The sequence below is a fragment of the Kribbella sp. NBC_01510 genome (genome assembly GCF_045040325.1).
Classification (GTDB): Bacteria; Actinomycetota; Actinomycetes; order Propionibacteriales; family Kribbellaceae; genus Kribbella.
Genome location: NZ_CP109418.1, coordinates 5,020,864 through 5,044,013 on the forward strand (window position 1 = coordinate 5,020,864; position 23,150 = coordinate 5,044,013).

The 23,150-nt window shown below is 68.4% G+C and carries 23 protein-coding genes; 15 read left to right on the forward strand and 8 right to left on the reverse strand.

Going from position 1 to position 23,150, the window contains the following annotated elements:
• The first annotated feature begins 198 nt into the window (after nucleotides 1-198).
• On the forward strand, nucleotides 199-1,194 hold the full coding sequence (locus OG558_RS25270; protein ID WP_405065237.1) for an aldo/keto reductase: 996 nt from the start codon (nucleotides 199-201) through the stop codon (nucleotides 1,192-1,194).
• On the opposite strand, the gene OG558_RS25275 is transcribed toward OG558_RS25270, so the two are convergent.
• Together OG558_RS25275 and pepN are read right to left on the reverse strand one after the other, a co-directional pair.
• The gene (locus OG558_RS25275) at nucleotides 1,191-1,721 is read right to left on the reverse strand and encodes a hypothetical protein (RefSeq protein ID WP_405065238.1); all 531 of its coding nucleotides are present in this window, start codon (nucleotides 1,719-1,721) and stop codon (nucleotides 1,191-1,193) included. The genes OG558_RS25270 and OG558_RS25275 overlap by 4 nt on opposite strands.
• Before the next feature lie 81 nt (nucleotides 1,722-1,802).
• Nucleotides 1,803-4,376: an aminopeptidase N gene (gene pepN, locus OG558_RS25280; protein ID WP_405065239.1), complete on the reverse strand. Its 2,574-nt coding sequence runs from the start codon at nucleotides 4,374-4,376 to the stop codon at nucleotides 1,803-1,805.
• 111 nt (nucleotides 4,377-4,487) lie between these two features.
• Between pepN and OG558_RS25285 the strand changes: the two genes are divergently transcribed.
• The 3 genes from OG558_RS25285 (at nucleotide 4,488) to OG558_RS25295 (ending at nucleotide 6,491) form a co-directional block, all read left to right on the forward strand.
• On the forward strand, nucleotides 4,488-5,102 hold the full coding sequence (locus tag OG558_RS25285; RefSeq protein ID WP_405065240.1) for a DsbA family protein: 615 nt from the start codon (nucleotides 4,488-4,490) through the stop codon (nucleotides 5,100-5,102).
• A 100-nt stretch (nucleotides 5,103-5,202) separates the two neighbouring features.
• Nucleotides 5,203-6,003 (forward strand): hypothetical protein, encoded by an 801-nt coding sequence (locus OG558_RS25290; RefSeq protein WP_405065241.1) that lies wholly within the window; start codon nucleotides 5,203-5,205, stop codon nucleotides 6,001-6,003.
• Nucleotides 6,004-6,023: 20 nt separating this feature from the next.
• Nucleotides 6,024-6,491 (forward strand): ribose-5-phosphate isomerase, encoded by a 468-nt coding sequence (locus OG558_RS25295; RefSeq protein ID WP_329475101.1) that lies wholly within the window; start codon nucleotides 6,024-6,026, stop codon nucleotides 6,489-6,491.
• Here OG558_RS25295 and OG558_RS25300 read toward each other — a convergent pair.
• Nucleotides 6,455-6,655 carry a hypothetical protein gene (locus OG558_RS25300; RefSeq protein WP_329475102.1) on the reverse strand — a complete coding sequence of 67 codons (201 nt, stop codon included), beginning with the start codon at nucleotides 6,653-6,655 and terminating at the stop codon, nucleotides 6,455-6,457. The genes OG558_RS25295 and OG558_RS25300 overlap by 37 nt on opposite strands.
• A 10-nt stretch (nucleotides 6,656-6,665) precedes the next feature.
• On the opposite strand from OG558_RS25300, the gene OG558_RS25305 reads away from it, so the two are divergent.
• The 10 genes from OG558_RS25305 (at nucleotide 6,666) to OG558_RS25350 (ending at nucleotide 14,170) form a co-directional block, all read left to right on the forward strand.
• Nucleotides 6,666-7,493, forward strand: a complete 828-nt coding sequence (locus tag OG558_RS25305) for an Fpg/Nei family DNA glycosylase (protein WP_405065242.1) — start codon at nucleotides 6,666-6,668, stop codon at nucleotides 7,491-7,493.
• A gap of 62 nt (nucleotides 7,494-7,555) precedes the next feature.
• Nucleotides 7,556-8,650 carry a PP2C family protein-serine/threonine phosphatase gene (locus OG558_RS25310; protein WP_405065243.1) on the forward strand — a complete coding sequence of 365 codons (1,095 nt, stop codon included), beginning with the start codon at nucleotides 7,556-7,558 and terminating at the stop codon, nucleotides 8,648-8,650.
• A 254-nt stretch (nucleotides 8,651-8,904) separates the two neighbouring features.
• Nucleotides 8,905-9,873 (forward strand): hypothetical protein, encoded by a 969-nt coding sequence (locus tag OG558_RS25315; protein ID WP_405065244.1) that lies wholly within the window; start codon nucleotides 8,905-8,907, stop codon nucleotides 9,871-9,873.
• 1 nt (nucleotide 9,874) lies between these two features.
• A complete protein-coding gene (locus OG558_RS25320; RefSeq protein WP_405065245.1) occupies nucleotides 9,875-10,591 on the forward strand; it encodes a class F sortase in 717 nt (238 codons plus the stop codon).
• 11 nt (nucleotides 10,592-10,602) lie between these two features.
• A complete protein-coding gene (locus OG558_RS25325; RefSeq protein WP_405065246.1) occupies nucleotides 10,603-11,082 on the forward strand; it encodes a hypothetical protein in 480 nt (159 codons plus the stop codon).
• A 51-nt stretch (nucleotides 11,083-11,133) separates the two neighbouring features.
• The gene (locus OG558_RS25330; protein ID WP_405065247.1) at nucleotides 11,134-11,568 is read left to right on the forward strand and encodes an SRPBCC domain-containing protein; all 435 of its coding nucleotides are present in this window, start codon (nucleotides 11,134-11,136) and stop codon (nucleotides 11,566-11,568) included.
• Nucleotides 11,565-11,933: an ArsR/SmtB family transcription factor gene (locus OG558_RS25335; protein WP_405065248.1), complete on the forward strand. Its 369-nt coding sequence runs from the start codon at nucleotides 11,565-11,567 to the stop codon at nucleotides 11,931-11,933. The genes OG558_RS25330 and OG558_RS25335 overlap by 4 nt, the downstream gene beginning before the upstream one ends.
• A 38-nt stretch (nucleotides 11,934-11,971) precedes the next feature.
• Nucleotides 11,972-12,412, forward strand: coding sequence for a nitroreductase family deazaflavin-dependent oxidoreductase (locus OG558_RS25340; protein WP_329475111.1), 441 nt, complete (start codon nucleotides 11,972-11,974; stop codon nucleotides 12,410-12,412).
• 180 nt (nucleotides 12,413-12,592) lie between these two features.
• Complete coding sequence (locus OG558_RS25345) at nucleotides 12,593-13,321, forward strand: CDP-alcohol phosphatidyltransferase family protein (protein ID WP_405065249.1); 729 nt, start codon at nucleotides 12,593-12,595, stop codon at nucleotides 13,319-13,321.
• Nucleotides 13,322-14,170, forward strand: coding sequence for a hypothetical protein (locus tag OG558_RS25350; protein ID WP_405065250.1), 849 nt, complete (start codon nucleotides 13,322-13,324; stop codon nucleotides 14,168-14,170).
• A 10-nt stretch (nucleotides 14,171-14,180) separates the two neighbouring features.
• Here OG558_RS25350 and OG558_RS25355 read toward each other — a convergent pair whose 3' ends face one another.
• The 5 genes from OG558_RS25355 to OG558_RS25375 all read right to left on the reverse strand — a co-directional run bounded on the left by OG558_RS25355 (nucleotide 14,181) and on the right by OG558_RS25375 (nucleotide 21,119).
• On the reverse strand, nucleotides 14,181-15,350 hold the full coding sequence (locus OG558_RS25355; protein WP_405065251.1) for an AAA family ATPase: 1,170 nt from the start codon (nucleotides 15,348-15,350) through the stop codon (nucleotides 14,181-14,183).
• A 114-nt stretch (nucleotides 15,351-15,464) separates the two neighbouring features.
• On the reverse strand, nucleotides 15,465-17,342 hold the full coding sequence (locus OG558_RS25360; RefSeq protein ID WP_405065252.1) for an ABC transporter ATP-binding protein: 1,878 nt from the start codon (nucleotides 17,340-17,342) through the stop codon (nucleotides 15,465-15,467).
• Complete coding sequence (locus OG558_RS25365) at nucleotides 17,339-19,003, reverse strand: ABC transporter ATP-binding protein (protein WP_405065253.1); 1,665 nt, start codon at nucleotides 19,001-19,003, stop codon at nucleotides 17,339-17,341. The genes OG558_RS25360 and OG558_RS25365 overlap by 4 nt, the downstream gene beginning before the upstream one ends.
• A 318-nt stretch (nucleotides 19,004-19,321) precedes the next feature.
• On the reverse strand, nucleotides 19,322-20,551 hold the full coding sequence (locus tag OG558_RS25370) for an MFS transporter (protein ID WP_405065254.1): 1,230 nt from the start codon (nucleotides 20,549-20,551) through the stop codon (nucleotides 19,322-19,324).
• Between the two features lie 64 nt (nucleotides 20,552-20,615).
• The gene (locus tag OG558_RS25375; RefSeq protein WP_405065255.1) at nucleotides 20,616-21,119 is read right to left on the reverse strand and encodes an ATP-binding protein; all 504 of its coding nucleotides are present in this window, start codon (nucleotides 21,117-21,119) and stop codon (nucleotides 20,616-20,618) included.
• 142 nt (nucleotides 21,120-21,261) lie between these two features.
• Here OG558_RS25375 and OG558_RS25380 point away from each other — a divergent pair, with 142 nt between their 5' ends.
• A complete protein-coding gene (locus OG558_RS25380) occupies nucleotides 21,262-23,139 on the forward strand; it encodes a hypothetical protein (RefSeq protein WP_405065256.1) in 1,878 nt (625 codons plus the stop codon).
• Nucleotides 23,140-23,150 lie beyond the last annotated feature (11 nt).

Genomic DNA, 23,150 nt, shown 5'->3' on the forward strand with positions numbered 1-23,150 from the left:
GAGCGAACGAAGAAGTGAGTCCTCTTCAGGTGGTGAGAATCTCTTTCCCTGCAAGGGAATCGCGGCCCGCAATCGCCCCATCACCATGAGCAGACGAGCAATCGTTTGACCCTCACCGGCAGCATTCGCGCTATCACTGTCCGATGCCCGCGGCGATGTCCTTGACCTAGACAGCGCTCTAGTTGGTTCGCTGGCTGCATGCGCTATCTGACGATCGGAACAGACCCCATTCGTCGTCGCAGGGTGAGCCAGATCGCCCTCGGCGCGATGCTGATGGGCACGGTCACCGACGAGTCGACGTCGTACGCGATCCTCGATCGGTACGTCGAATCGGGCGGGACCTTCATCGACACGTCCAACAACTACGCGTTCTGGATCAACGGCACCCAGGGTGGGGAGAGCGAGCAGTTACTCGGCCGCTGGCTCCGCAGCCGGGGGATCGGCGACGAGCTCACGATCGCGACCAAGGTCGGCGGACGCCCGCCGCGTCCGGCAACCCAGCTCACGGAGGACCTCGAAGGTCTCTCGCCCGGCGTCATCAAGGAATCCGTGGCCCGGAGTCTGGAGCAACTGGGCCGCGACCGCATCGACGTGTACTACGCCCACGTCCCGGATCCCGCCGTACCCCTGGAGGAACAGGTCGAGGCGTTCGGCACCCTGGTGGCCGACGGGACGGTCGGGATGGTCGGCCTGAGCAACTTCTGGTCCTGGCAGATCGAACGCGCCCGGACGATGGCCGCTGCGGCCGGTTTGCCGGGGTGTGAGGTGCTCCAGCATCACCACACCTACTTCCGGGCACGGACTGACGAGGGCGGACTCCGTTCGCGCGACGGGAGCATCGGCGTGGTGGACGGGCAGCTGCTCAGCTATCTGCGCGCGGAGCCCGGCCTGACCCTGGTCGCGTACACGCCATTGCTCAGTGGCGGCTATGTTCGCGCCGACAAACCGCTCGAGGCCCTTTACGATCACGCCGGCACCCGGGCCCGCCGGGTCGTGCTGGACCAGGTCGTCCGGGAGACGGGCGCTACGGCGAATCAAGTGGTCCTCGCGTGGCTGATGGGCGGCGAGCTGCCGATCATCCCGCTGGTCGGTGCGTCGTCGGTGGCCCAGCTCGACGAGAGCCTGGCCGCGGCCGAGCTCGAGTTGAGCGAGGATCAGCGGCAGCGGCTCGACGCAGCCGGACACAACGACTAGGTCCCGGAGGGGATGCCGTCGTACTTGGGGTGCGGCCGGGTGTCGAGGGCGTCGTCCAGCCAGGCGTCGACGTCGACACCCGCGCCGAGGATGTGCCCGACGTACGCCGTCCGCTCGTGGCTGAGCACCTCGAGTTCCCACACGCAGGGGGCCGCACCGATCGGGGCCGGGCGCAGGTCGTCGACGTCCATCCCGCTGAAGATGCTGAGGCGGGACTGGAAGTCCTTCGCCCAGCTCTGCACGACCAGATAGATGCCGTCGTCGCCGAGATGCAGTACGACTACGGCCAGTCCGACCGCCCCCATCGCGTCGTCGAACTCGAGCTGCCGGGTCGCGGTGGCGCGGGCGACCTCGACCATCTGGTCGTCCCAGTGCCGTCCGCGAGCAGTGATGATGTAGGGCTTCACCAGGCGGTGCGGATAGCGCCACGGCATCAGCGGAGTGACAGGGCGGGGTCGGTACGCCCCTGCCAGTCCGGTCAGCGCAACAGCTGCCGCACCGGCCAAGGCGGGATCAGAGGCAGGCACCGACCCAGTCTTACCGCACTTGGGCTCAACGCGACACTGCCGGTCTCAGGCATAACTGAGACCGGCAGTGGTTGGACAAGCTCAGGCGACGGTGTCCTGCGCCTGGGCGGCGATCGCCCGGGTGAGGTCGGCCTGCGCCTCGGTGACGTAACGCAGGGTCGGCGCGTCCACCGACGAGGACTCCGTGGCCAGCCAATCGGTCAGGGCGTCCAGCGCCGCCTGGTCCGCGAGGTTGCGCGGCGACAGGTAGACCAGCACGTTCTCACCCATCGACGAGCCGAGGCGCGAGTACACGTCCTTGGCCGCGTTCAGGTACTTCCCGACGTACGGCCGCAGCAGGTCCTCCTGGCCCGGCTGCTGGAAGCCGAGGATGGTCCGGAACTGCGTCTCGTTCGGGGTGTCCTCGGACTCCACCGCGATCCGCCAGGCCTCTTCCTTGGCCTCGGCGGTCGGCCGGGCGGCGCGGGCCTGTGCGGCCCGCTCCTGTCCGGTGATCGTGGTGTCCAGGGTCAGCTCGTCGTCGATCTCGGCGGCGCCGATCCGGCCGAGCCGGGAGAGCGCCACGATCAGCGTCCAGCGCAGATCGGTGTCGACGACCAGACCTGGTGGCAGCTCGCGGTCGTCCAACCAGGCGACGAGCCGGTCGGCGCCGGCCGCGGAGAACACCGCCGAGCTGTACGCGCGGGCGAACGCGAGCTGGTGGTCACTGCCCGGCTCGGCGTCGGCGAGCAGGCCCGCCACCGCCGCCTCGAACTGTGCCCGCAGGGCCGGCCGGTTGGCGGGCGCGGAGTACAGGTTGATCGCGCTGGTCGCCTGCCCGAGCAGGGACCGTACGCCGGTCAGGTCGGTCTCGGCCCGGATCCCGCGCAGCACGATGCCGACGTACTGGCTGGCCGGCATCTCCGCGTCCCGGGTCATGTCCCAGGCCGCGCCCCAGGCCAAGGCCCTGGGCAACGATTCCGTCAGCTGGTCGATCGACTCGACCAGGGTCGCCCGGGAGCGCTCGTCGAGCCGGATCTTGGCGTAGGTGAGGTCGTCGTCGTTCAGCAGCACCAGGTCCGGCTGGGAGGCGCCGGTGAGCTCGGGCAGCTCGGTGCGCGGCCCGTCGATGTCCACCTCGAACCGCTCGGTCCGGACCAGGCCCTCGTCGGTACGGCCGTACAGCCCGACGGCGAGCCGGTGCGGCCGCAGGACCGGGAACTTCTCGGTCGCGGTCTGCTCGATCGCGAACGACGTGAAGGCACCGGAGGAGTCGACGGCGAAGTCGGCCCGCAGCGTGTTGACGCCGGCGGTCCGCAGCCAGCGCTCGGTCCAGTCGTCCAGGTCGCGACCGGACGCCTTCTCCAGCGGCTTGAGCAGGTCGGTCAGCTCGGTGTTGCCGAACGCGTGGTCGGCGAAGTACTCCTTCAGCGCGGTGATGAAGGTGTCCTCACCGACGAACGCGACCAGCTGCCGCAGCGTGGATGCGCCCTTGGCGTAGGTGATGCCGTCGAAGTTCACCTCGACCGCGTGGAAGTCGACCATGTCGGCCGCGATCGGGTGCGTCGAGGGCAGCTGGTCCTGCCGGTAGGCCCAGTTCTTCCGGGCGTTGCAGAACGTCGTCCAGGCCCCGGCGTACTTGGTCGTGGCGACCGCCTGCGCCCAGTGGCTGGCCCACTCGGCGAAGGACTCGTTCAGCCACAGGTCGTCCCACCAGGTCATCGTGACCAGGTCGCCGAACCACATGTGCGCCAGCTCGTGCAGCACGGTGTTGGCGCGGGCTTCCATCTCCGCGTGGGTGGTGCGGCTGCGGAACAGGTACTCGTCCCGGAGCGTCACGCAGCCCGCGTTCTCCATCGCGCCCATGTTGTACTCGGGCACGAACGCCTGGGCGTACTTGTGGAACGGGTACGGCGTACCGAACGCGCTCTCGAACAGCTCGAAGCCCTGCTTGGTCACCTCGAACAGGTCGTCGACGTCCAGCGCCTCCTTCAGCGACGGACGGCACAGCAGCGACAGCGGGTAGGACCCGTGTGCACCTTCGTAGGTGTCCGTGACCACGTGGTACGGCCCGGCCACCACAGCGGTGATGTACGTCGAGATCCGCTCGGTCGGCGGGAACTCCCACCGGGCCAGCTCCTCACCGTTCTCACCGGCGTACGGCGTGGGCTCGGGAGTCGGTGCGTTCGAGATGACGACCCAGCGGGCCGGTGCGGACACGGTGAAGGTGAAAGGGGCCTTGAGGTTCGGCTGCTCGAAGGTGGTGAACACCCGGCGGGCGTCCGGCACCTCGAACTGCGTGTAGAGGTAGGTCTCCTTGTCGGCCGGGTCGACCGATCGGTGCAGTCCCTCGCCGGTGCGCGAGTACAGGCAGTCGGCGACCACCCGGAGCTCGTTGCGTTCGGCCAGCCCGTCCAGCTGGATGCGGGCGCCGTCGTACACCGTGTCCGGATCCAGCGCCCTGCCGTTCAGCGTCACCTCGCGGATCTTGTCGGCGATCAGGTCGGCGAAGGTGCTCGCGCCGGCCTCGGCCGCGAACGTGACGGTGGTCACGGACGGGAAGTTGGGCGCGCCGCTCGGGGCGGCGGTCAGGTCCAGCTCGATCGAGTAGCTGACGTCGCTGACCACGCCGGCACGGGTACGCGCCTCGTCGCGCGTCAGGTTGGTTCCAGGCATGTCGGCATCCTATGCACCTGGCAGTCGGCTTGGCTGAGGGTTTCCCCTCGACAGTGGGTATTGGATACCAAGCCGGTACCTACGATTCTTCAACTTTGTATGATTGGGAACATGACTGCCTCTGCCGATTTCTGGTTCGACCCGGCCTGCCCCTGGGCCTGGATGACCTCTCGCTGGATGCTCGAGGTCGAGCAAGTGAGAGATGTGACGACGACCTGGCACGTGATGAGCCTGGCCGTCCTGAATGATGGACGCGACAACCTGGACGAGAAGTACAAGCAGAACCTGCGCAACCTGTGGGGTCCGGTCCGGGTGCTGATCGCTGCCGAGCAGGCGCACGGCAACGAGGTGCTGCTGCCGCTCTACACCGCGCTCGGTCAGCGGATCCATGTCGCCGGCCGCGGCATCGGCGACGGCAAGGGCGACGTGGTCAAGGAGGCGCTCGAGGAGGTCGGTCTGCCGGCGTCGCTGATCGAGGCCGCCAAGTCCGACAAGTACGACGACGCGCTGAAGAAGTCGCACCACGCCGGCATGGACCTGGTCGGCATGGAGGTCGGCACGCCGGTCATCTCGGTCGAGGGCACGGCGTTCTTCGGTCCGGTCGTGACGCCCGCACCGAAGGGCGAGGCGGCCGGCAAGCTCTGGGACGGCGTCCGCCTGGTCGCCGGCACCGAAGGCTTCTTCGAGATCAAGCGCACCCGGGATCGCGGCCCGATCTTCGACTAGGGGCGTGCCCTTCGGTCTGTGGTTCAGGGCTTGAATTCCGCCGTCCGGGCCGGTGAAGGTTGCTCACCAAGGAATCCGTCAAGTGGTGGGTAGGTTTCAGATGACCCTGCGTGATGAACTGCCCGCACTCGGTGCGGACGATGTCGCCGTACCTCCGGGAGTGACGGCCGGCATCGCCGTGTTCGACCGCCGGACCGGGCAGTTCGTGCAGCAGGTGAACGCCGATCATCGGTTCCGGTCGGCGTCCGTGGTGAAGCTACTGATCGTGCTCGACTTCCTCTGGGACCGCGGTCCGGCGTACGCCGTGCCGGCCGCGGACCGGACCCGGCTCGAGGTGATGCTGCGCAGCAGTGATGACCACGCCGCGAGCTACTACTGGGACCACCTCGGCGGCGCGGCGATCGTCGACCGGATGGTGGCCCGGCTCGGCCTGACCCACACGGCCGGCCCGCCGGCCACCCATCCGGGCTTCTGGGGGTACGTCGCTATCACGGCCGCAGACACGGTCCGGATCTATCGGTACATCCTCGACCAGGCTCCGTCGCCGGTGCGCGAGTACGTGATGGATCTGCTGCACCGGCCGACCCGTCACGGCACCGACGGCTTCGACCAGTACTTCGGGATCGCATCGGTCTTCGAACGGGACTTCAGCATCAAACAGGGCTGGTCCGGTTTCCAAGGCTCGAGTGGCTATCGCTCCGACAAGGCCAAGCCGACGGACGTGCCGGTGGACCTGGTCAGCGAGGCCCTGCACACCACTGGGACCGTCGGGCTGGACGACCGGAGCATCGTGGCCGTGTTCACGCTGCATCCGGCGGGAACGGAGTACGAGAAGGCCTACGCGGAGGTCACCCGGCTGACCGCGGCGCTGACCGTGCCCGGCGTGCCGGACCGTCGGTAGGAGATGCAACACTTCTGGCCATGCGAGTGCACATCGGCTCCGACCATGCCGGCTTCGAACTGAAGAACCACCTGGTCCAGCACCTCACAGCTGCCGGGCACGACGTCGAGGACCACGGCCCGGCCGTGTACGACGCCGTCGACGACTACCCGCCGTACTGCCTGCGGACCGGTGAGGCGGTGATCCAGGAGCCGGGCAGCCTCGGCATCGTGATCGGTGGCTCGGGGAACGGTGAGCAGATCGCCGCCAACAAGGTGGAGGGGGTCCGGGCGATCCTGGCCTGGAGCACCGACACCGCACGGCTAGGCCGCGAGCACAACAATGCCAACGTGATCAGCGTCGGGGCACGGATGCACTCCGCGGCGGAGGCGACCGGGTTCGTCGACACGTTCCTGGCCACCGAGTACTCCGGCGAGGAGCGGCACACCCGCCGGATCGACATGCTGTCGGCCTACGAGTCGACCGGCGAGCTCCCGCCGGTCTCCTGACCCTCCGGCTTGTCGGTGTCCGCGTCCTTCTTCGGTTGCACCGGCCGGCGGTTGACCGGCTGGCGCGGGCGGGAGACGTCCCGGGCCCGCATCGACCGGCCGATGCCGACCACCGCCGGAGTGGGTGGACCACTCCGGCCCTTGGCTCCACCAGTTATCCCCATATGAGGAATCATGCCTGAAGGTCACACCCTGCACCGGCTGGCGAACGACGTCTGGGACGCGTTCGGCGGCCGTCCGGTGCTGGCGACCAGCCCGCAGGGCCGGTTCGTCGACGGCGCCGCGCTGCTGAACGGACACGTGCTGCGCCAGACCGAGGCGCACGGCAAGCACTTCCTCGCCGACTTCGAGGGCGCCGGCTGGCTGCACATCCACCTCGGCCTGATCGGCAAGATGGACATCTTTCCGGCGCCGGTGCCCGAACCGGTCGGCCAGGTCCGCCTCCGTCTGCAGAACGCCACGTCGTACGCCGATCTGCGCGGAGCGACCGTGGTCGAGGTGCTGACCGACGGTGAACGCGAGAGCCTGATCGCCCGGCTCGGCCCGGATCCGCTACGTGACGACGCGGACCCCGAGCTGGCGTGGAAGCGGATCCATCGCAGCAAGCTGCCGATCGGCCGGCTGCTGATGGACCAGGAGGTGCTGAGCGGCGTCGGCAACGTCTACCGGGCCGAAGTGCTGTTCCGGGCGAAGCTGCACCCGATGACGCCGGGGCACCTGGTCAAGAAACGTGAGTGGCAGGGCATGTGGGACGACCTGCTCCAGCTGATGAAGTACGGCGTCGAGACCGGCCGGATCGACACAGTGACGGACGATCACACCCCGGAGGCCATGGGCCGTGACCCGCGCCGCGACGATCATGGTGGCGAGGTCTACGTGTACCGGCGGCAGGGACAGCGGTGCTACGTCTGCCAGTCGGTGATCCGGACCGAGATCCTGGCCGGGCGCAACTTGTTCTGGTGCCCCAAATGCCAGCGAACCGGTCTCACTCGCAAGAGCTGACATTCATCAGTTGGGTTACGGATTGATGCGCGGACCAGGTAGTGCCGTATCTTCTTCACACCATGAGGACGAGCGGCGGTCTCGCTGAGGTACGACGAATCGGCCGCCGGGTCGAGTCGCTGGGGAGGCGTGCCCGCCGGTCGCATCGGCTCGCCTTCGTCGTGCTGACGCTGACGTCGATCGCCATCGCCGTCTCCGGTCTCGTCTGGCAGACCTCCGTGCCGCCCTCCTTGCTGATCATCCCGCTGGTGGTCGGCGGCCTGCTGCTGAGGTTCCGGGAGCTGGTGGCGCTCACCGTGATCACGGTGACGTTCGGCGCGGACGTCGTCCTGTCACGCGGACCGACGCTGCCACGGGTCGGCTTCGTGCTGGTCCTCGTGATCGTCGGCTGGATCATGCTCACCAGCGCGAAGGTACGCAGCCGGCTCGGGGTGCCGGGCACCCGTGGCGAGTCGATGCTGATGGAGCTGCGCGACATCCTCACCGCGCAGGGCGAGTTGCCGGACCTGCCGGCCGGCTGGCTGGTCGACGTGGCGATCCAGTCCGCCGGTGGGTCGTCGTTCTCCGGCGACTTCGTGGTGTCGACGACCCGCGGTGATCTGCTCGAGGTCGCGCTGGTCGATGTCTCGGGCAAGGGAATCGACGCGGGGACGCGGGCACTGTTGTTGTCGGGTGCGTTCGGTGGACTGCTCGGCGTCGTACCGGTCGAGGAGTTCCTGCCGTCGGCGAACCGCTACATCCGCCGGCAGGACTGGGACGACGACTTCGCCACGGTCGTCCATGTCGTGATCGACATGCAGACCGGCGAGTTCGACGTACGCACGGCCGGACATCCGCCGGCGATCCACTTCGACGCCTGGTCGGGGCGGTGGCAGACGCGGGACGCGGACGGGCCGTTGCTCGGGTTGATGGAGGCGCCGGAGTTCCCGGCCAACCATGGGCAGCTGAAGCTGGGCGACGCGCTCTTCCTGTACAGCGACGGCATGGTCGAGACCCCGCGACGTGACATCGGTCGCGGCACCGACCGCCTCGTCGGGCACGCGGAACGCCTTGTGGCACAGGGTTTCCAGGGCGGTGCAGCCGAGCTCGTCGCATCCGCCGGCGGCCCCGGAGACGACTCGGCGATCGTCATCATCCACCGCATGGCGCATGCCTGAGGCAACTAGTCCGCCGTTGTCAGGAGCTGTTGACGCCGCTTGGCGACTCCATTGACGACGCCGGGCGCTCTTGGTCAGCACTCGAGCACCTTCGGTGACTGCGGAGTCACCGGGAAACGCGTGCTCGGCAGTTGTCCACAGGCTCGGGCACGATCGACCGCCTTTGCGCAGCCAATCGTTACCGGGCGTTGTTGACGGCGGCAACCGCGCCCCCGTAGTTCTAATGGATCATTCTCAACCGCTCAAGGATGGACATGTCCCACACGGGTGTGCGCTCCCGGGCCGCGGGTTTCGTCGCCGCGGCAGGAACGCTTTCGCTGATGCTGGGAGCCGCGGCTCTCGCACTCGCACCGGCGGCCAGCGCCGACCAGTCGGTTGTGGCCGACGGCCACACAGGCAACCCGCCAGGCAACAACGGCACCGTCAAGATCGAGGGCGTGGATATCCAGAGTGGCCCTCCGGACAACAACCCGCACCAAGGCTGCTCGTTCGTGGTCGAGTTCTACAACTACGACCAGAACGACAACTACTTCGCCACCGTGACGTTCGAGGACCAGGCGCCGACCGCGGACGCCGGCCTGAAGGTGGCGTCCGGCAACCTGCACCCGTTCATCGGCGAGGACGCGGCCGGCGGCGGCACCGACCTGGACGCCAAGGAGACGTACACCCTGACGTTCACGGGTCAGCCGCAGCCGCAGCAGGGCTACCACGTGAAGCTCACCGTGGACGCGCCTGGCTCGATCGGCGCCACCAAGAAGCACAAGGTGTTCTGGGTCGAGGGCTGCAACGGTTCCACCACCCCGCCCACCACCCCGCCCACGTCGCCGACCATCCGGCCCACCACCCCGCCCACGTCGCCGACCAGCCCGCCGACTACGTCGCCCACGACGCCGGCGACTCCGCCTGCCACGACGCCGGCGACTCCGCCTGCCACGCCTCCGGCGACCCCGCCGGGCACCCCGAGCGGTACGCCGTCGGAGACTTCGCCGTCGGCGACCACATCGACGCCCGCATCCGTCGTACCGTCGGAGTCGACCTCGCCGACGCCTGGCGTGCCGACAGAGGTCAACGCCGGCGAGGGTGGCGGCGGTGGCACAAATTCGCTTGCGGGTGGCAACAGTCCGTTCAGTCTGGCCGGCGGTCTGCTGCTGGCCGCCGGTGGATTGATGCTGGCCGGTGGAGCGGTCGTCGCACTCCGGCGACGTGGAAGGCACAGCGTCTGACGTGAGCTTCGCCCGACGTCGCGGCCGCCCGGCTCCACTGCGGTGGAGTGGGGCGGTCGCGCTGGCAGGAGTGTGCGTCATTGCCGTCGGCGCATACCTGCAGTATGGCGACCGCGCCGGCGCCTCGTCGTCGCCGGGCTCGCCACCCTCCGATACCAGGCCTTCGACGAAGGCATCGGCCGGTCGAGCCCCGGCCGGCACCACGCCACGCCGTACGACGGCCTCGACCGGCGCACCGTCGACCGGCGCCACCTCGCCGTCAGCCCGACGCCCGGCGACGGGTCCGGGCCGGCCGAACTGGATCGCCATCCCACAGTTGGACGTGGTCGCGCCGGTGGTCGGCATCAAGGCCGCCGGTGGCGCCCTCACCCCGCCGTCCGATCCATCGACCGTCGGCTGGTGGACGGCCGGTGCTCAGCCTGGTGCCGTGCGCGGCTCGGCCATCATCACCGGGCACACGGTGCATGACGGGGGAGGAGCGTTCGACAATCTCGACAAGCTCGAGCCGGGATCCGTGGTGGCGGTGTCGACGGTCCGCGGTTCGTTGCGCTACCGGGTCGCGACGGTGGCGACGTACCGGAAAGCCACCCTCGCCAAGCGTGCGGCGCAATTGTTCGATCAGAGTGTCCGCGGCCGGCTTGTGCTGGTCACGTGTGAGGACTGGAACGGCGAGGTGTACCTCAGCAACGTGGTCGTGGTCGCCCAGCCGATGGCGTAGCCTGCTCGGTCGTGACGATCGATCGGTTGGGCGACTCCCTCGACCAGGCGGTGTCCACGGCGGCGGAGGGGGATCGAGGGGCGCCGGAGGTGTCGTTCGAGGAACTGGTCGCGCTGATGCCGGACGCGATCCGCGAAGTGTTCCCGCCGGCCAGGTGGCAGCTGGAGAAGCTGTGGGCGCTCGACCTGAAGGTCGAACCGGTCGAGATCGCGGATCTGGTCTGGATGTTCGACCTGCCGCTGTGGCAGCTGGACGGCGAACGCTTCAAGGTCACCCCGAACCAGGTTGCCGCGACTCCGATGAACTTCCGCGCCCACTACCAGCGGGTGATGGATGCCGATCTCGATCACCCGATCAACCTGGTCGCGTACCGCGGCCGCCTGGTTGTCCTCGACGGGGTCCATCGGCTCCTCAAGGGCCATTTCCTGCGCCGTCGCTGGATCGAGGCCACCATCGCCACTGCCACCCAGCTCCAGTCCTGCGCTCCTTGAGGTGCAAGCGGCGACTTGCACATCAACTCTGGAGTTGGCAGGGTGGTGGGCATGGAGAGCGTGGAGCGTGAGGTGTACGTCGAGGCGCGGCCGGAGGTCGTGTGGGCGGCGGTGGCTCAGCCAGAGGGCTTCGCCCGGTGGTACGCGTTCGGTGGGGCGGAGATCGATCTGCGGCCGGGTGGGCGGCTGGTGATGCGGTGGGACGAGCACGGGGAGTATCTCGGCTTCGTCGAGAAGGTCGAGCCGGGGCGGCGGTTCGCCTATCGGTACGCCGTCGAGCCGGGCGTGGAGCCCGCGCCGGGGAACTCGAACCTCGTGGAGTTCACACTGACGCCCGAGGGTGAGGGGACTCGGTTGCGGGTGGTGGAGTCGGGGTTCGAGCGGCTGGAAGTGTCGCCGGATGAGCAGGTCAGGCGGGCCGAGGAGTCCGCGCGGGGGTGGGACAGTGCGCTCGCGGCGCTGACGGAGTTGGCGCCGACGCTGTGACAACCGGTGGGAAGCCCTCGTCTGCCGATGCCGGGAGCGCCGTCGTCCGTGTCGACGGGGTGCTCGAGGCGCTGGGCGATCCCACCCGCCGGATCGTGGTCGAGTTGCTGGCCGCCGGCGGTGGGCGGACCGCGACCTCGCTCGCGGGCGAGCTCCCGGTCACCAGACAGGCCGTCGTGCAGCATCTCGCCGTTCTGCGCGAAGCCGGCCTGGTCGACAGTCGCCGCGAGGGCCGCGAGGTCCGCTTCGAGCTGCGGCCTACGGCGCTGACGGCGACCGCGGCCTGGATAGCGGACGTCGCCGCTGCCTGGGACGGCCGCCTCAAGATCATCCAGGAGATCGCGACGACTCCCGACACGCCATGAATTGTTGATGTTGACGCGTCACCATTACACTTGGTGCTATGACCTCGAACACTGACGAGTACGCCCCGAGCCCGACCGACTGGGTTCGCACCATGGTCGAGAAGATCGAGGACGCCGGGACCACCGACGTCGCCGACATCATCGGACTGCCGGTGGTGCTGCTGAGCATGCGTGGTGCCAGGTCCGGCAAGATCCGGAAGGTCCCGCTGATGCGGGTCGAGCACCACGGTGTGTACGCCGCGGTCGCGTCGCTCGGCGGTGCGCCGAAGCACCCGGTCTGGTACTACAACCTGAAGGCCGACCCGAAGCTCACTCTCCAGGACGGTGACGTGACCAGGGAGTACGTCGCCCGCGAGATCGAGGGCGCGGAGTACGACGAGTGGTGGCAGCGGTCCGTCGCCGCCTACCCGCCGTACGCGGACTACCAGACCAAGACCACCCGGAAGATCCCGCTGTTTCTGCTCGACCCGGTCAAGTAAGCGTTCGACCAGGAGTGCGCGGCCGGGTTAAGACCGCGCACAGATCCGGCGTGGGACGACGACCGGTCGCGGGGTCGGGCCCAGGCCTGTGAGACGCTGGCGACGGCGGGGTCGAATGGATCCGGCCCGGCGCGTTGCGTCGACGGAGTTCTGGGAGTCGTCCTGACCACACACGACGCGGTGCAGGAACCGTTCGTCGGGTCGACGCGGTTGCGTCTGGCCGGACTGGCACTGCATGCCTATACCGCGAGCGGAACGGTGCTCGCGCTGCTGATCGTCATCGCCGCCATCGACGGGGACGCCGTCCGCGCACTCTGGCTCGGCCTCGCGGCCCTGGTGATCGACGGGACGGACGGGATGCTCGCCCGCCGGCTGCGGGTGAAGGAGACCATCCCGTGGTTCGACGGCGCGATGCTGGACAACATCGTCGACTACCTGACCTACGCGTTCGCCCCGATCGTGCTGCTCTGGACCGGGGACTACCTACCCAACGGAGCGTGGGGCGCGGTGCTGGCGGCGTTGCCGTTGCTTGCCTCCAGCTACCAGTTCTGCCGGGTCGACGCGAAGACCGACGACCACTTCTTCCTGGGCTTCCCCAGTTACTGGAACGTGGTCGCATTCTACGTCGTGGTCCTCAGCCTCAGCCCGTTCGCCACCGGCGTGATCCTGGTCGTCTGCTCGGTGCTGGTCTTCATTCCGGTGAAGTACGTCTACCCCTCGCGGACCAAGGCGTTCCGGACGATGAACCTGATCACGACCGCGATCTGGCTCGCGTCGTACGCCGTACTCCTCACGCAGATGCCTGACCCGAACGCGATCGTGGTCGCGGTCTCGCTGGCCTACCTCCTGTACTACGGAGTCCTCAGCTTGTACCTGACGTTCTGGGTGCCTCGGCGCAAGGTCGCCTGAGTGGTCCTAGGTCTCGGCGCGGCGCTCGGTGCCGCGGTGCTGTTCGGCGTCGCCTCGATTCTGCAGGCGGTCGGCTCGCGCAAGGTCCCGACCGAGTCGGAGCTGGATCCGCGGCGACTCGGTGGGTTCGTGGCGGCGCTGCTCAGACAGCCCGCGTTCGTCGGCGCCCTGGTGCTGAATCTGGCCGGCTTCGGACTGCACTTCGTTGCCCTGCGCCTCCTTCCGCTCTACCTCGCCCAAGCCGGCATCGCGGCCAGCCTGGTCGTGACCGCTCTGCTCGCCACCCGCTTGATGTCGGATCAGCTCAGTGCGCTCGAATGGTCTGCCGTGATCGCAGTCTGCGTCGGCCTCGGGCTGCTGGCGGTATCTGCGGGTTCGGCGGGGGACAGCGCCCAGCATCACGGGCTGACCGTCGGCCTCGTCATCGGCCTCATCACCATCGCCACCCTCGGCGCCCTCGCGAGCCGCTCCCAGCACGGCGTCTCCACAGCTCTGCTCGGGATGCTCGCCGGACTCGGGTACGCCGGCGTCGCGATCTCGGCGCGGCTCCTGCAGGACGGCTCGATCGGCGAGTTGCTCCGCAGCCCCACGGCGTACACCTTGCCGATCAGTGGCGCGCTGGCCTTCCTCTTGTACTCGCTGGCGCTGCAACGCGGCTCGGTGACGCTGGCAACCACGCCGATGATCTCCCTCCAAACCATCACGCCGGCCATCGTCGGCGTCTTCGTCCTCGACGACGCCGTCCGCGCCGGCTGGTGGCCCGGCGCAATAGCCGGCTTCGCCCTCTCGGCCGTCGGCTCCCTGATCCTGGTCCGCTTCGAATCAGTCAAGGACCCCCAACCCACCTAGCCCACGCGGCCTAACGCGAGGCCCACTTCCAGGGTGGTTCGTCGAGGGGACGTTGGTCGGCGATCGTGGTGGCGCCGTGGTCTTTGATCAGCTCGATGGTGTGGACGTCGTCGGCGAGTGCTTCGAGGGAGGCGACGAACGGGCGGGAGTGGGTGACGACTATAACTTGAGCCTCCTTGGCCGCGGTGATGACGAGGTTTGCCAACGCGGGCAGGAGATCCGGATGCAGGCTCGTCTCGGGCTCGTTGAGCACCAGAAGCTCCGGCGGTCGTGGAGTCAGCAGCGCCGCCACCCAGAGCAGGTATCGGAGCGTCCCGTCCGACAACTCGGCGCCCGACAACGGCCGGAGCAAACCGTGCTGCCGGAAGGCGAGCTCGAATCGGCCGCCGGCGTTGACGATCTCCACCCTGCTGCCCGGGAACGCGAGCTCGATCGCGTCGTCGAGGGCGCCCTTCGAGCCGATCTCCCGGATCGTCTGGAGTGCGGCGGCGAGATCGCCACCCTCCGGGCCGAGGATGGGCGTCCGGGTGCCGATCTGTGCTCGGCGGGCCGGAGCGTCCGCGTCGGTGCGCAGGTGATCGTAGAACCGCCAGGCCCGCATCCGCTCGCGCAGCGCGAGCAACTCCGGCGCGCGCTGCGGATCGGCGAACTCGCTGAGCATGCTGTCGAACGGCTGCAGCACATGCCCGCCGTCCTGCCACCGGCCGCCGTCATCCCGGATGCGCGCTCCACCGCCTCCTCGCTCCATCAACAGAGCAGCAGGTCGCAGGAACGGCCCGGCCCAGAGCGACTCCCGCTTGATCTCGGGGTCGAGATTGAACGCTGAGGGCTCACCACGCACGCCGAGCGTCGGCACCGGCATCCCGAAGTCGACCGCGTAGCCGTAGTCGTCGGACGCGAAACCCATCCGCAGTGCCACCGGACCAGTCCGCACGGTGCCTTGGATCGGGCGGTCTTTGCGGACATGTTCCGGGCCGGCCCACAGCGTCGACTGCAGGCCGCCTTCGCGAGCGAGGGCGGCGACTGCGCCGTTCCGCGAGGCATCCGCGAGCAGCCGGAGCGCCCGATACAGGCTGGATTTGCCGGTCCCGTTCGCTCCGGTCACCACGTTCAGCCCGCGCAGCGGCATCACGACCCGTCGCAACGACCGGTAGTTCTCCACCGCCAGCGTGGTCAGCATGACGGCCACGCTACCCACCTGGTCGGACACAACCGAGCCGATCAGACTGGCACGCGGCCGGGGACGGGGCGCGTGGGGAAGAACGAACCCCACGCGCCCGCGACCACGTTGAGGTCAGGCCAGGGAGTCTTCCCAGGCTTGGTGCAGGCCGGCGTAGTGGCCGTTGGTGGTGACGAGGCTGTCGGGGGCGCCGTCCTCGATGATGCGGCCGTATTCGAGGACGATGACCCGGTCGGCCGTCTCGACCGTGGACAACCGGTGGGCGATGACGATCGCTGTACGGTCGGCCAGGATGGTCCGCAGCGCGCGCTGGATCAGCCGCTCGCTGGGGATGTCCAGGCTCGACGTCGCCTCGTCCAGGATCAGTACGGCGGGATCCGCGAGGAACGCCCGGGCGAACGCGACCAGCTGGCGCTGTCCCGCGGACAACCGGCTGCCGCGCTTCTCCACCGCGGTCTCGTACCCGTTCGGCAGCGCCATGATGAAGTCGTGCGCGCCGATCACCTTGGCCGCCTCGACCACCTCGTCCAGCGTCGCGCCGGGCTTGCCGAACCGGATGTTGTCGGCGACCGACCCGGTGAACAGGAAGTTCTCCTGCGTCACCATCACGACCCGCTCGCGCAGATCGTCCTCGGTGAGGTCCCGCAGGTCCACGCCGTCGAGCAGCACGTGGCCGCCGGTCGGGTCGTAGAACCGCGCCACCAGCTTGGCGATCGTGGTCTTGCCGGCTCCCGTCGTACCGACGAGGGCGAGGGTCTGACCGGCCGGAACGTCGAGCTGGAGGCCGGGCAGTACCTTGACGCCGTCGACGTACTGGAACTCGACGTTCCGCAGTTCCAGGTGACCTCGGGCGCGGCCCGGCTTGGCCGGCTCGAGCGGTTCCGGTACGTCGGGCGTCTCGTTGAGGACGCCGGACAGCTTCTCCAGCGCTGCACTCGCGGACAGGAAGGTGTTGTAGAACTGCGTGATGTCCTGCAGCGGCTCGAAGAACTGCCGCAGGTAGAGCAGGAACGCGGTCAGTACGCCGACCGTGACGTGACCGTGGTAGGCCTGGTAACCGCCGTACGCCAGGATCGCGACGATGGTGATGTTGCCGACACCCTTGATCGACGGCATGAAGATCGCGTTCAGCTGGAACGACTCCAGGTTCGCCTTCCGGTACTTGTCGTTGACGCCGTGGAAGATCTCCTCGTTGCGCGGCTCGCGGCGGAACGCCTGCACCGCGCGGATCCCGGTCATCGACTCGACGAAGTGCACGATGACGAGTACGACGGCCTCGCGGGTCTGCCGGTACACGACGGCCGACCGCTTCCGGAACCATGCGGTCAGCACGAGCAGCGCGGGGAACGACAGCAGCGCGAGCAGACCGAGCTTGACGTCCAGCACGAGCAGCAGGATCGACGTACCGATCAGGGTCAGCAGAGCCGTGACCAGACCGTCGAAGCCAGTCGCCAGCATCTCGTCGATCACGCCGACGTCGGACGTCAGCCGCGAGATCACCCTGCCGGACGTGAACTTGTCGTGGAACGACGGGCTGAGCCGCTGGAAGTGGTCGAACACCCGGCGGCGCAGACCGAGCAGGATGGTCTGGCCGAGCTTGCCGGACCGCATCAGGAACAGCTGCCGTGCCCACGCCTGCAGCAGGGCCATCGCCAGCACGACAGCCACGACCGTGATGAGTTGCCGCGACCCCTCGCCGGCCAGGATCGGCGGAATGCCGTTGTCGATGCCGAGGTGGACCAGGTAGGGGATCGCGAGGCGGGCGGCGTTCTCGACCACGACGATCACCACCAGCAGCCAGATCATCTTCTGGTGCGGGCGGAGCAGCTCACCGAGCAGCTTGCGGGAGTCCTCCTTGAGCCGAACGGTCGTTGCCCTCGACAACTCCCGGTCGGGGTCGTCCTCGAAGACTCCCCGCCACGACTGCTCCGGGGCCTCCTGCTCGTTGTCCCGCGTCTCGTCTTCGGGAGGTGTTTGCTGGGTCGTCGTCATGCGTGCACCTCCTCTTCTTCGGCTGCGAGCAGTTGCCGGTACGCCGGAACTTCCGCGAGCAACTCCTGATGGGTACCGACGTGGGTGACTGTGCCGCCCTGGAGGAGGGCCACCTTGTCGGCCAGCATCACGGTCGACGCGCGGTGCGCGACCACGATGCCGGTGGTGTCGGCGAGCACATTGCGCAGCGCCTCCTCGACCAACGCCTCGGTGTGCACGTCGAGCGCGGAGAGCGTGTCGTCGAGCACGAGGACGGCCGGCTTGGCGAGTACTGCCCGGGCGAGTGCGAGCCGCTGCCGTTGACCACCGGACAGCGACATGCCCTGCTCACCGACCCGGGTCTCCAGGCCCCAGGGCAGGTCGTTGGCGAACTCGGCCTGAGCCACCTGAAGGGCCTGCTGGACGTCGGCCTCGCTGGCGTCCGGCCGACCGAGGGTCAGGTTCTCCCGGACACTCATCGAGAACAGTGTCGGGTCGTCGAACGCGGACGCGACCGCGGTCCGCAACGAGGTCAGGCTCAGGTCCCGGAGGTCGTGCCCGTCGATGGTGATCCGCCCGGCGGTTACGTCGTACAGGCGGGGGACCAGAGCGGTGAGGGTGGTCTTGCCGGATCCGGTCGCGCCGACCAGGGCGAGCGTCGTACCCGGGGTCAGGTCGAGGTTGATGTCGTGCAGGATCTCGGGTGAGTCGGCTGAGAACCGGAAGCCGACGTGCTCGAAGCGCAGGTGGCCGTGGGAGTTCACCAGGTCCTCGGAGCCGGACTGGATGACCGAGTGCGTGTCGAGGATCTCGCTGATCCGGTCGGCCGCCGTCATCGCCTCCTGAGCCATCGCGAGGATCCCGCCGAGTGACGTGACCGGCCAGATCAGCGACAGCATCAGGGTGATGAACGCGACCAGTGTGCCGAGCGTGATCGCCTCCCGGCCGACGGCGAGCGCACCGAGCAGCAGCACGATCACCAGGGTCAGGTTCGGGATCACGCCGAGGAAGCTCCAGAACCGGGATGACAGCCGGACCTTGTCCACCGAGGTGTCGTAGAGGTTGATCGCCTCGTCGTCGAACTGACCCTGGACGTGCGCCCGCCGGCCGAACGCCTTGATCACCCGGAAGCCGAGCGCCGACTCCTCGATCCGGGTGGCCAGGTCACCTTGCTGATCCTGGACCTTGCGGGAGATCAGCAGGTACTTCCGCTCGAACTTCAGTGAGACCAGGATGATCGGCGCCGCGGCCAGCAGGACGACCACGCCGAGCGGCCAGTACAACCGCAGCAGCAGGATCGTCACCACGACCAGTTGGAGGATGTTCATCACCAGGAACAGCAGGCCGAAGCCCATGAAGCGCCGGATGATGGACAGGTCCGTGGTGACCCGGGACAGCAGCTGACCGCTCTGCCAGCGGGTGTGGAACTCCATCGGCAGCGACTGCAGCCGGATGTACAAATCTTGCCTGAGGGCCGCCTCGAGGTCGCTGACGGCACGGGACTGGGCCCACCGGCGAGCCCAGACCAGCAGGACCTCGGCGATGCTCAGCCCGAGGGCCAGCAGGGCGAGCGGGACCAGCAGGCTCAGCTCGTGTTGGGTGACCGGACCGTCGATGATGGCCCGGGTGACAAGGGGAACGGTGAGGCTGACCGCGACGCCCAGCATGGCGGTGGAGAACATCACCGCAAGGCGCCAACGGTGTGGCCGGAGATAGGGGCGGAGCCGCCAGAGATTGCGGCTGCGTTCGGGGGCTCGGTTGGTAGGGGCAGCGATCGACGGCGCGTGGGCAGGGTGCTCTGAGGGCATCTGGACGGGCGCACTTCCCATCATGCTCGGTTCAAGGGGCTCGCGACCGGAAAACGGCGCACTTTCCAGTATCGCTCACTAGGTAAGCGCTTGTCCCCCGAATTCCATTCCCCGCCGATGAATTACCACTTGTTGCAATGACCAACTCCACGCCCACGCGGCGACCGGTGTCGCAGTCATTGCGTTCCGCAATCACTCCCGCGCCATCGATCGTCGGCTGGATGGATCGGCCGGCAGGGTGTGGAAGCTGCGGAGCGGGGAGAGGAGGGCGATCAGGACGCCGAGGAGCATGCCGGCGGTGGCCACCAGGAGGGTCGGACGGATGCCGATCGCGGAGGCGAGGAGGCCGGAGGCGGCGGCGCCGAAGGCCTGGCCGCCGATGACCAGGGTGCGCCAGGTGGCGGTGACCTGACCGATCAGGTGGGGTGGGGTGAGGTATTGGCGCAGGGTGCGTTGGGGGACGCCGAACAGCGACATGCCGAGGCCGGCGAGGGCCTGGCCGAGCAGGATCAGCGGGATGAGCCCGGTGAACAGCGCGGCGCCGGACAGGGAGGCCAGGAATACCCCCGAGACGTATGCGCGCCCGATGCCCACCCGGCGGCACCACGCACTGGCGACGAACGTCCCGAGCACCGCAGCCACTCCGAAGGCGGTGAGTGTGACCCCGACGAACGTCGCCGACCGGTGCAGCCCCCGGATCAGGTAGAGCACGATCAACGGCCCCTGCATCGCGCCGGCCGTCGCCGCGACTGCGGCTGAGATGGCGAGTGGCGTGAGCACCCGATCACCGAAGATCACCCGCAGCCCGGCCGACAGCCGAACCTCGGACCGCTCGGGCACCGGCGCTCGGGCCGGCTCACGGATCAGGTACGACGCCACCGCGGACACCACGTACGACGCCGCGTCGACGATGATCGCGAACGGCGCACTCAGCACCTGCACCAGAAACCCGGCCATGGATGGACCGACCGTGGAGGCGAGGTTGAGGTTCAGCAGGGCCGCGCTGTTCGCCCGCATGAGGTCCTCGCGCGGCACGAGGGACGGGGTGAGCGTCTGGGAGGCCGTGTCGGAGAGCAACGTGAGCACTCCGGTCAGTACGGCGACCACGTACAGCTGCTCGATCCGCAAGGAGTCGAGAGCCGCGGCCACCGGGACGGAGCTGAGCAACACCAGCCGTCCGATGTCCGTCCAGATCAGCACACGACGCAGCGACCACCTGTCCACCCAGACGCCGGCCAGTAGTCCGAAGACCAGATGCGGTGCGATGGTCAACGCAGCCAACGCTCCCATCTGCACCGGCGATGCCTGCAAGGTGACGACGGCTACGAGTGGCAGGGCGACCGTAGTGATGGCGCTGCCGGACGCTGACACCAGCTGTCCGAGCCATAGCTTGCGGAACTCGCCTCTCACGACCCATGCCATGCCTAGGAACCTGTCACTCACCAGAGTCACTCGACTACGGCTGTTCGCCCGCGGCGGAGCGTGTTCACTGCACGCGAAACACCGGACCCCTCGCGGTGAAGGGCAGGTGGACGTGCACGAGCCGGTTGACCAGTGCACTCGCCATCGGGCGGGCCAGTGCGTTGTCGGTCGCGCGGTTGCCGGCGCCGATGACGACGGACCCCTCGGGGAGCTCGTACTCACCGATCCGGCGGTCCAGGATGAGCGAGTAGAACGCCTTCTGCACTTCTGCGGATGATGCGTTCAGCTCGTCAAGGAACAGGCAGTACGGCTCGTCCCTTGCGATCGCTACCGGCGGTGCGAAGCGGCTGCGCCCGTCCACGATCTGCGGTACGCCGATCAGGTCCTCCGGCGCGAGCTGGGTCCCGAGCAGGGTCACACACTCCAGACCGAGCGAGTCGGCGAACGCGCGTACCAGACTGCTCTTCCCGATCCCTGGTGCGCCCCAGAGGAAGACCGGGCGTACGACAGCCACGTGCAGCAGCACTTCGGGCAGCTCTGCCGCCGATACCGTGATCCCCGCCTGCATCTGTTCCTTCCGTCGTGGCCAGCCCTTCAGGATCCTCTTCGACCGCCGGCCGTGTCAGGTGGTTTTCGGGGGCGGCTTCCGTTACTGGTGGTTACTGGCTAGGGTGCGGCCGGTGTCGTAAGCGCGTAGTGGGGGGTTTCTTGTGCTGGGTCTTCGGGTCAAGGTGGCCGCGGTTGCGTGCGCCGTCGTATTAGTGCCGCTGGCGGCGAGTCAGGTGATGGCGGCCGACCCGCCTGTGCACCTGGGGGAGGGCACGCTGGTCCCGGGGCACGCCGCCGCCGACGTGGGGATGTCCGGGGCTCGGGTGGTCGTGTCGGACCCGCAGGATCACACCGTCTACGAGACGAGCACCAACGGCACCACTTGGACGGCGTCCGGTGGGACCAACGACACCAAACCGCTGCAGGTGGAGGGGCCCTCACTGCTCACCTTCTCGGGCGGTACGGCGACGGTCGGCGGGTTGACGTTCCCCGCGGCGGATGAGGTCGTGCTGGGCAAGGGCGGCAAGCTGGTATCCCACCGCGCGCCGAACGCGGCCACCGCCGAGGTATACGAGGTCGCTACGAAGACCAAACTGGCCGACTACGCACCGCCGTTCGCCATGGCCGACAGCACGGTGTGGAAGGTGACCGAGCCCGGCCATCTGGACGGCAAGGACCTGACCACAGGTGTTGTGAAGACAGTCCTGGTCGCGAGCGCGTGCGCGGTCGGTCCGGATCGCGTGAACGGCCGTTGGGCGCTGCTGAGCGGCTGCAACCAGGTGGTCGACGTGAAAGGCCCGGAGGCTCCGCGGAACCTGACGGTGGCCGCGGACGCTCAGGTCGGCAACGGCTTCACCGTTCAGGCGTCTGGCTCCGATCTGCTCGTCACCGACCTCAACGACCAGTCGCTCGGCCAGCGCCGCTACGGCCCGAGCCGCTTGCCTGGCAGCTTCCGTGCGGACGGGTCTGGCGCGACGAAGATCGTGTACGCCGATCCGGACAGCAAGCCGCGCGTGATCAGCCTGAGCTGGCTCGCCGCTGATCCGCAGCAGCATCGCGACACCGTGGCTCCGGTGCTGACCAGTGCGTCCGCGGGTGCCCGGATCCGGGACAACACGAGCCTGTCGTTCGAGTGGGCCTTCACCGACCCACAGGACCCGAACTCGCCCGCGACCGGCGTCAACAGCTACGACCTGCGTTATCAGCAGAGGCCCAACCGGACCACGGCGTACGGCGCGTGGGTCCAGCCGGCCGCTTGGCAAGGGCTCAAAACGACCGGTGCGAGCCTGGACGCTCCGATCGGCACGGACACATGCTGGCAGGTGCGGGCGCGCGACTATGCGGCGAACGTGAGCGCGTGGACCGCGTCGTACTGCAGTGAGGTCGACGGTACGGCGCCGTCGCTCGTTACCTGGCGGATCGGGGACCGGGTCCAGCTGGGATCGCCGGCGACCGTGCGGTGGGCCTACAAGGACGACACGGACATCGCGTCGTACGACGTCGTCTACAAGGTCGCCGCACCGGGTGTTGCCCTGGGCAAGTGGATCTATCCGGCCACGTGGCAGAACACCAAGATCACATCGATCTCCTGGGCTCCACGGCTCGGCTGGGACGAGTGCTTCATGGTCCGGTCCCGCGACTACCTCGGCAACCTGTCCGCGTGGTCGGCGCAGCTCTGCTCCGTAGCGCCGCAGGACGACCGTGCCCTGACCTCCGCCGGCACCGTCACCCGTTCGACCAGCACCCTGGCGTTCCAGGGGACCACCACGATCCTTCGCGCGAACGGTGCCTACCTCACCAAGGCCACCGAGGCCGCCGCTCGGATAGCCCTGGTGGCCATCCACGGCCCGGGCCAAGGCCGCGTGGACATCTACCACGCCAACATCAAGGTCGGCACCGTCAACCTCGCCGCCACCACCACCTCCCGCGTCGTCACCTACCTGCCCGTCACGCCGCTCCGCACCGGCGCCGTCAAGATCGTCTCCACCAGCACCGCCCCCGCCACCATCGACGCCATAGCCTTCCTCCGCGTGAACTGAGAGGACTGGCC

Coding starts and splice junctions, on each gene's coding strand:
- OG558_RS25270 (WP_405065237.1), top strand. CDS start 199: ATGCGCTATCTGACGATCGGAACAGACCCCATTCGTCGTCGCAGGGTG.
- pepN (WP_405065239.1), bottom strand. CDS start 4,376: ATGCCTGGAACCAACCTGACGCGCGACGAGGCGCGTACCCGTGCCGGC.
- OG558_RS25285 (WP_405065240.1), top strand. CDS start 4,488: ATGACTGCCTCTGCCGATTTCTGGTTCGACCCGGCCTGCCCCTGGGCC.
- OG558_RS25290 (WP_405065241.1), top strand. CDS start 5,203: ATGACCCTGCGTGATGAACTGCCCGCACTCGGTGCGGACGATGTCGCC.
- OG558_RS25295 (WP_329475101.1), top strand. CDS start 6,024: ATGCGAGTGCACATCGGCTCCGACCATGCCGGCTTCGAACTGAAGAAC.
- OG558_RS25300 (WP_329475102.1), bottom strand. CDS start 6,655: ATGGGGATAACTGGTGGAGCCAAGGGCCGGAGTGGTCCACCCACTCCG.
- OG558_RS25305 (WP_405065242.1), top strand. CDS start 6,666: ATGCCTGAAGGTCACACCCTGCACCGGCTGGCGAACGACGTCTGGGAC.
- OG558_RS25310 (WP_405065243.1), top strand. CDS start 7,556: ATGAGGACGAGCGGCGGTCTCGCTGAGGTACGACGAATCGGCCGCCGG.
- OG558_RS25315 (WP_405065244.1), top strand. CDS start 8,905: ATGTCCCACACGGGTGTGCGCTCCCGGGCCGCGGGTTTCGTCGCCGCG.
- OG558_RS25330 (WP_405065247.1), top strand. CDS start 11,134: ATGGAGAGCGTGGAGCGTGAGGTGTACGTCGAGGCGCGGCCGGAGGTC.
- OG558_RS25340 (WP_329475111.1), top strand. CDS start 11,972: ATGACCTCGAACACTGACGAGTACGCCCCGAGCCCGACCGACTGGGTT.
- OG558_RS25355 (WP_405065251.1), bottom strand. CDS start 15,350: ATGCTGACCACGCTGGCGGTGGAGAACTACCGGTCGTTGCGACGGGTC.
- OG558_RS25360 (WP_405065252.1), bottom strand. CDS start 17,342: ATGACGACGACCCAGCAAACACCTCCCGAAGACGAGACGCGGGACAAC.
- OG558_RS25365 (WP_405065253.1), bottom strand. CDS start 19,003: ATGTTCTCCACCGCCATGCTGGGCGTCGCGGTCAGCCTCACCGTTCCC.
- OG558_RS25370 (WP_405065254.1), bottom strand. CDS start 20,551: ATGGCATGGGTCGTGAGAGGCGAGTTCCGCAAGCTATGGCTCGGACAG.
- OG558_RS25375 (WP_405065255.1), bottom strand. CDS start 21,119: ATGCAGGCGGGGATCACGGTATCGGCGGCAGAGCTGCCCGAAGTGCTG.